The sequence below is a fragment of the Paraburkholderia sp. J11-2 genome, from assembly GCF_905220185.1.
GTDB lineage: Bacteria > Pseudomonadota > Gammaproteobacteria > Burkholderiales > Burkholderiaceae > Paraburkholderia.
In genome coordinates this window covers 1-239 of the sequence record NZ_CAJMYY010000155.1, presented here as the reverse complement: position 1 = coordinate 239, position 239 = coordinate 1, and the positions used below count along the sequence as shown (strand labels likewise).

Below are 239 nucleotides of genomic sequence, written 5' to 3'. Positions count from 1 at the left end.
ACTCGAAGGCGAACTCGGCACGACGCTGATCACGCGCTCGACACGACGCCTCGTTTTCACACACGAAGGCTTGTTGTTGCTGGAAAGCGCTCGTCGTATCGTTGCTGAATGGGACGCAGCAGTTACGGGGTCGAGAGAGGATGGCCCGTTGAGCGGACCGATACGGGTGACGGCAACGAACGATTTCGGGCGCGCTCAGTTGCGAGCGCTGCTCGACCGGTTTCAGGCCCTTCATCCCC

Annotated in this window: 1 pseudogene; it reads left to right on the top strand. The window is 61.1% G+C overall.

Annotated elements, in window-relative coordinates:
* Nucleotides 1-239: pseudogene (locus U5A57_RS41580) on the top strand (LysR family transcriptional regulator); the annotation flags it as partial.